The organism is Nocardioides sp. (genome assembly GCF_031397825.1).
Taxonomy (GTDB): domain Bacteria; phylum Actinomycetota; class Actinomycetes; order Propionibacteriales; family Nocardioidaceae; genus Nocardioides.
In genome coordinates this window covers 1-6,229 of the sequence record NZ_JANNML010000199.1, presented here as the reverse complement: position 1 = coordinate 6,229, position 6,229 = coordinate 1, and the positions used below count along the sequence as shown (strand labels likewise).

Annotated in this window: 7 protein-coding genes; 6 read left to right on the top strand and 1 reads right to left on the bottom strand. The window is 73.5% G+C overall.

Annotated elements, in window-relative coordinates; all coding sequences use genetic code 11:
- Positions 1 to 858 (bottom strand): PspC domain-containing protein (locus RMN98_RS16925; RefSeq protein WP_309649987.1); only part of this gene is annotated, 858 nt, incomplete at its 3' end.
- A gap of 144 nt (positions 859 to 1,002) precedes the next feature.
- Here RMN98_RS16925 and RMN98_RS16920 point away from each other — a divergent pair.
- The 6 genes from RMN98_RS16920 to RMN98_RS16895 all read left to right on the top strand — a co-directional run.
- Positions 1,003 to 2,265, top strand: a complete 1,263-nt coding sequence (locus tag RMN98_RS16920) for a PspC domain-containing protein (protein WP_309649986.1) — start codon at positions 1,003 to 1,005, stop codon at positions 2,263 to 2,265.
- A complete protein-coding gene (locus RMN98_RS16915) occupies positions 2,262 to 2,525 on the top strand; it encodes a hypothetical protein (RefSeq protein ID WP_309649985.1) in 264 nt (87 codons plus the stop codon). The genes RMN98_RS16920 and RMN98_RS16915 overlap by 4 nt, the downstream gene beginning before the upstream one ends.
- Entirely contained in the window at positions 2,522 to 2,767 is a 246-nt protein-coding gene (locus tag RMN98_RS16910) for a PspC domain-containing protein (protein WP_309649984.1), read from the top strand. The genes RMN98_RS16915 and RMN98_RS16910 overlap by 4 nt, the downstream gene beginning before the upstream one ends.
- Before the next feature lie 4 nt (positions 2,768 to 2,771).
- Positions 2,772 to 3,332: a YbaK/EbsC family protein gene (locus tag RMN98_RS16905; protein ID WP_309649983.1), complete on the top strand. Its 561-nt coding sequence runs from the start codon at positions 2,772 to 2,774 to the stop codon at positions 3,330 to 3,332.
- A 51-nt stretch (positions 3,333 to 3,383) separates the two neighbouring features.
- Positions 3,384 to 5,120: an ABC transporter ATP-binding protein gene (locus RMN98_RS16900; RefSeq protein WP_309649982.1), complete on the top strand. Its 1,737-nt coding sequence runs from the start codon at positions 3,384 to 3,386 to the stop codon at positions 5,118 to 5,120.
- Positions 5,117 to 6,229: ABC transporter ATP-binding protein (locus RMN98_RS16895; protein ID WP_309649981.1), on the top strand; the 1,113-nt coding region annotated here is incomplete at its 3' end. The genes RMN98_RS16900 and RMN98_RS16895, both read left to right, overlap by 4 nt.

Sequence of the window (6,229 nt, the reverse complement as noted above, 5' to 3'; positions counted from 1 at the left end):
GTAGAGCCACGCCCGCAGGTCGCGCTCCTGGGACCGAGCGAGTCGGGCGACGGTGGCGGCGTCTCGGGGGTTCTTCTGGATGAGCGCGAGGGTCTGCAGGACCGCGTCGTGCAGCGGCGCGGCGACGTCGGCGCGCTCCTGGGTGCGGACCCGTTCCGAGCGCTCGGCGGTGAGCTCGGAGGCCAGCCGGAAGACCCAGGGCCCGATGACGATGCCGAGACCGACGACACCGAGGAGCGCCGCCACGGTGACGTCGCGCGCGATCGACAGCGAGCCACCGCGCAGGGAGAAGAGCAGGACGGCCAGCACGATGAGCGACAGCCCGGCGAGCAGGCGCGCGTAGGCGGCCCAGCTCCCGTCGCCGAGCACGACCCGCACCGGATCGATGCGCCCCGTCGAGTCGAGCCACCGCTCGCGCTGGGCCTCGTCGGCCTGTCGCCACAGCAGCGCCACCCCGACGGCTCCGATCACCAGCGGCCACAGCCAGCCACCGCGGCCGACGACCGCCTCGAAGAGCAGCACCGCGCCCACGCCCAGGGCGAGCAGGGCGATGACCGGGCCGAGGTCGGTGAGCCGCCGGATCCGGCTGGGTCGGCGACCGCCGCGCGTGGCGCTCTCGAGTCCGGGCGCCTGCGTCGTGAACTGCGGCTCCGCGGGCAGCATCAACCACAGCCCGGAGTAGAGACCGACACCCAGGCCGCCCAGGGCCGAGGTCGCCACGAAGAACGCCCGGACCCAGAGGACCGGCAGCGCCAGGTGCCGCGCCAGGCCGCCGGCCACGCCGCCGATGATCGGCTCGTGGAGGTCGCGGTGGGCGCGGCGTACCTCGGGCGGCGGCGGAGCTGCGGCGGTGCTCATGTCAGGGTCAATCGTCACACACGGGAGGCCCCCGCCCCATGAGGGCGAACCCCGGCTCCACCCTGAGTCCCCGAGCCCTCGGCGGCGCCAGGATCAGGGACGTCCCCGATGGTGCGCGACGTCGTCGGGGTCCAGGGTTGAGCCATGACCACGACCCCGCCAGACGCCCCCACCGGCACGCCGCCCGGATCCCCACCGGGACCCGGCGACGGCCAGCCCCACGACGGGCCCCACGACGGGCCCCGCGTGAGCCGGGACCAGGTCCGCGACCTCGGCCGCCTGCGCCGCTCGGCCTACGACCGCAAGGTCGCCGGCGTCGCCGGAGGCCTCGCCCGCCACCTCGACGTCGACCCGATCATCCTGCGCGTCGGCTTCGTCGTGCTGGCCTTCTTCGGCGGTGCCGGGATCCTGCTCTACGGCGCGTGCTGGCTGCTCGTGCCCGACGAGGGCACCGGCGACGCGACCGTCCGGCTCGACGAGCGCAGCCGCTCGGTCGCCCTGATCGTCGTCGGCGCCCTTGCAGCGCTAGCTCTGCTCGGCGACTCCCTCGGCGGCTTCGGCTTCCCGTGGCCGCTCGCGATCATCGGGCTGGTCGTGCTCCTCGTCGTCTCCAACCGCGGTCAGGAGTCGCGCCGGCAGGCCCGAGCGACGCCGACCTACGCGCCACCGACCTACGCGCCACCGACCTATTTCCCGACCCAGCAGCAGGCACCCACCTCGGGCCACCCGTCGTACGCCGGAGCGCCGCCGACGTGGACGCCCGTCGCACCTGCGCCACTGCCCCCACGGCCCCGCAACCCCCGGCGCCGCGGTCCGATCCTGTTCTGGTTCACGTTGGCGCTGTGCGCCCTCGGCGTCGGGGTGCTCGGGATCCTCGACCTGGCCGGGGCCCCGATCAGCGGCGCCGCCTACCCGGCCCTGGTGCTGGCGACGACCGGCGTGATGCTGCTGGTCGGCGCGTTCTTCGGCCGGGCCGGGGGCCTGATCCTCGTCGGGCTGATGGCAGGAGTCGCCACGGCCGGGGCGACGGCGGCCCAGGAGGTCGACGCCGACCGGATCGACGCCGCACCACGCTCGGCCGCGCAGGTCGAGGGCGCCTACGAGCTCTTCGCCGGCGAGATCGTCCTCGACCTCAGCGACGTCGCCGACCTGGAGGGCCTCGACGGTCGCACCGTGCGGGTGGAGAGCGTCTTCGGCCGGATCGAGGTGATCGTGCCCGAAGGCCTCGACGTGGACGTCCGGTCCACCATCGACGGCGGAGGGCACAGCGAGCTCTTCGGCGCCGACACGGACGGCTCCGACTCCCGCTTCCACGACGGCGGCACCGACGCCCCCGTCCTCGTGCTCGACACCCAGGTCGTCTTCGGCGAGATCGTCGTCGACACCGAGGAGAGGCTCACCCGATGAACGACACCACCGCCCTGCCCACCGAGCCCGAGTCGGGCCGCCACCCGGTCAACGTCGCCCACCTCGTCATGGGCATCGCCTTCCTGGGCCTGGCCCTGGTCTGGTCGCTCGTGCAGTACGACGTCGTCGAGGGCCGCGACATCCGCTGGCTGCTGCCGGTCCCCTGGGTCCTCGCCGGCGCCGCGGGTCTGGCCGCCATCGCGGTCACCGGCACCCGCCGCCACCAGAAGCGGCCCGCACCACAGGAGGAGCAGTCATGACCGACCCCACCGCACCCTGGACCCCGCAGACCCCGCAGACCCCGCAGACCCACGCCGGCCCGCGCCGTCTCGTCCGCGACCGCGACGACCGGATGATCGGCGGCGTCTGCGCCGGGCTCGCCCACTACCTCGGGGTGGACGTCACCCTGGTCCGGCTCCTCACCGTGCTGGGAGCGGTCTTCAGCGCCGGCACGGTCGCGTTCGTCTACCTCGTCGCGTGGATCATGGTCCCCCGGCGCTAGGCACATGGCGCAGGATGGGGACGTGGACCTCCCCCGGCTCGGCACCCTCCGGACCCTGCCCGCCGCCGACCACCCGGAGCTGCTCGCTCCGAGCGTGGCGGCGGCGTTGGCGTCCTGGACCCACGCCCACCGGGCAGCCGTCGCCGAGATCGATCCCGACCTCGCCGACACCGCTGCCTTCTCCGAGGCCTACGCGGTGCCGCTCGGGGCGAGCGCCAACTGCGTGCTCGTCGCCGGCAAGCGCGACGGCCAGGAGCGCATCGCCGCGTGCCTCGTGCGCGCCGACACCCGCGCGGACGTCAACGGCGTCGTCAAGCGCCTCCTCGACGTGCGCAAGGCCTCCTTCCTCCCGATGGACCGGGCCGTCGAGGAGTCCGGCATGGAGCACGGCGGCATCAACCCCGTCGGCCTGCCGCCGACCTGGCGCCTGCTCGTCGACGCGCGGGTGACCGAGGTCGACGTGGTCCTCGTCGGCTCCGGCGTACGACGGTCCAAGCTGCTGCTGCCCGGCTCCACCATCGCCTCGCTCCCCGGCGCCGAGGTCGTCGACGGCCTCGCCGGCTGACGAGCGATAACCGTTGGCGCGGAGCGGCTCACGCTCCGTACCCTGGGACGAGTGCGCCTCCTCCCCCTCGACCACCCCGGGACCGCCGACCACCGGTCGCCCGGACGCTTCCTGTGGTGGCTCGCACGCGGCCAGTGGAAGACCCTCGCGGGGGGCATGGCCTTCGGCATCCTCTGGATGAGCACCCAGGCCGTGATGCCCGCGGTCATCGGTCGCGCGATCGACCGCGGCGTCGCCGACAAGGACGGCACGGCGCTGCTCCAGCTCGCCGGGCTGATGCTGCTGATCGGCCTGGTGCAGGCGGCGAGCGGCATCATGCGCCACCGCTTCGCGGTCACCAACTGGCTCATCGCGGCCTATCGCACGGTGCAGCTGGTCGCCCACCACACGGTGCACCTCGGCGGCACCCTGCCCCGCAAGGTCTCGACCGGTGAGGTCGTCGCGATCGGCACCAGCGACATCTCCCACCTGGGCCAGGTCATGGACGTGTCGGCCCGCTTCGCCGGCGCGGTCGTCTCGTTCTTCCTGGTCGCCGCGATCCTGCTCCAGACGTCGGTGACGCTGGGGCTCGTCGTGCTGCTCGGGGTGCCCCTGCTGATGCTGCTGGTCGGCCCGCTCCTCTCGCCGCTGCAGACCCGCAGCGCGCGCCAGCGCCAGCTGATGGGTGAGCTCTCCAACACCGCGACCGACATCGTCGGCGGGTTGCGGGTGCTGCGCGGGATCGGTGGCGAGCAGGTCTTCCACGACCGCTACCGCCGTGAGAGCCAGACCACCCGACGAGCCGGTGTGCAGGTCGCCAAGATCCAGTCGGTGCTCGACGCCCTCCAGGTCTTCCTGCCCGGTCTCTTCGTCGTCGTGATCGTCTGGCTGGGCGCGCGCTACGCCGTGTCCGGTCGGATCACCCCGGGCGAGCTCGTCGCCTTCTACGGCTACTCGGCGTTCCTGATGATCCCGCTGCGCACCGCGACCGAGTTCGCCAACAAGGTCATCCGGGCCCGGGTGTCCGCCCGCCGGGTCTGCCGGGTCCTGTCCCTCACCCCGGACGTGAGCGAGCCCGCTCTCCCGGCTCCCGCGCCCGCGCCCGGCTCCGAGCTGCACGACGCACGCTCGGGCCTGCGGGTCCGCCCGGGCGCGATCACGGCCCTGGTCAGCGAGCAGCCCGACGACACCGCCGCCCTCGCCGACCGGCTCGGCCTGTGCTCGGCCGAGGTCGACGACGACGTCACGCTCGGCGGGGTGCCGCTGACGCAGCTGCCCCGTGCCGACGTACGACGCCGCATCGTCGTCTCCGACACCAGCGCGGCACTCTTCTCCGGACGCCTCGCCGACCGGCTGGACGTGACCGGCCGAGCGCGCACCACCGGCGACCTCGAGCGGGCCCTCTTCACCGCATCCTCCGACGACATCATGGACGCGCTGCCCGACGGCCTCGACACGGTCGTCACCGAGCGCGGCCGCAGCTTCTCCGGCGGCCAGCGCCAGCGCCTCGTGCTCGCTCGCGTGCTGACGATCGACCCCGAGGTCCTGGTGCTGGTCGAGCCGACCTCGGCCGTCGACGCGCACACCGAGGCCCGGATCGCCTCGCGCCTGCGCGCGCACCGCTCGGGACGCACCACGCTCGTCGCGACCTCCAGCCCGCTGATGCTCGACGCCGTCGACGAGGTCGCCTTCATCGAGAGCGGGGTGGTCGTCGCCACCGGCACGCACCGCGAGCTGCTGGACACCCACGCGCGCTACCGCGCGGTCGTGACCCGCGAGACCGAGCTCGTCCCCGTCGGTGACGCATGAGCACGACGCTGCCGATCGCCGGCCCCGGCGCCATGCGCTCCTACGTCGGCGTGCTCGTACGACGCCACCCCCGGCTCGTCTGGGGCGCCCTGGCCCTCCACGTGCTCGCCGCCCTCGCCGGGTTGGCCGCCCCACGGCTGCTCGGCGGCCTCGTGGAGAGCGTCGAGAACGGCACGACCACCGACCACGTCGACACGATCATCGGCCTGCTCGCGGTCTTCCTGGTGCTCCAGACGGTGCTGACCCGCTACGCGCGCTACGTCAGCCAGGTGCTCGGCGAGGAGGTCCTCGCCGAGCTCCGCGAGGACTTCGTCGGCAACGCCCTGGCGCTGCCCGTGGGGGTCGTGGAGTCGGCCGGGTCCGGCGACCTGCTGACCCGCACCAGCCGCGACGTGGAGCAGCTCGGCTGGTCGGTGCGCTGGGCCCTGCCGGAGTGGACCATCGCGGTCATCACCGCGATCCTCACCTTCGCCGCCGCCCTCAGCGTCGGTTGGTGGGTCGGGCTGCCCTGCCTGCTCGGCGTCCCGCCCCTGGTGGTGGGACTGCGGTGGTACCTCGCCCGTGCCAAGGACGGCTACCTGCGCGAGAGCGCGTCCTACTCCGCCATCAACGCCTCCCTCACCGAGACCGTCGAGGGCGCCCGTTCGGTCGAGGCGCTGGGGCTCGGACAGCAGCGCATCGACGCGATCGACGACGACATCCGCGAGTCCTACACCGCCGAGCGCTACACGCTGTGGCTGCGCACGGTGTTCTTCCCGAGCATGGAGCTCAGCTACCTCGTCCCCACGGTCGCGACGCTGCTCTTCGGCGGTTACCTCTACACCCAGGGCCAGGTGTCGCTGGGCGACGTCACCACCGCGGTGCTCTACGTCCAGATGCTCATCGACCCCGTCGACCGCATCGTGTCGATCCTCGACGAGCTCCAGATGGGGGCCGCGTCCCTGTCGCGGCTGCTCGGGGTCGCGCAGGTGCCCGACGACCGGACCGCGACCGGCGAGGTCCCCGACGGCGAGGCGATCGACGCCCACGACGTGCGCTTCTCCTACGCCGAGGGTCGCGACGTGCTGCACGGCGTCGACCTCACCGTCGGGGTCGGTGAGCGGATCGCG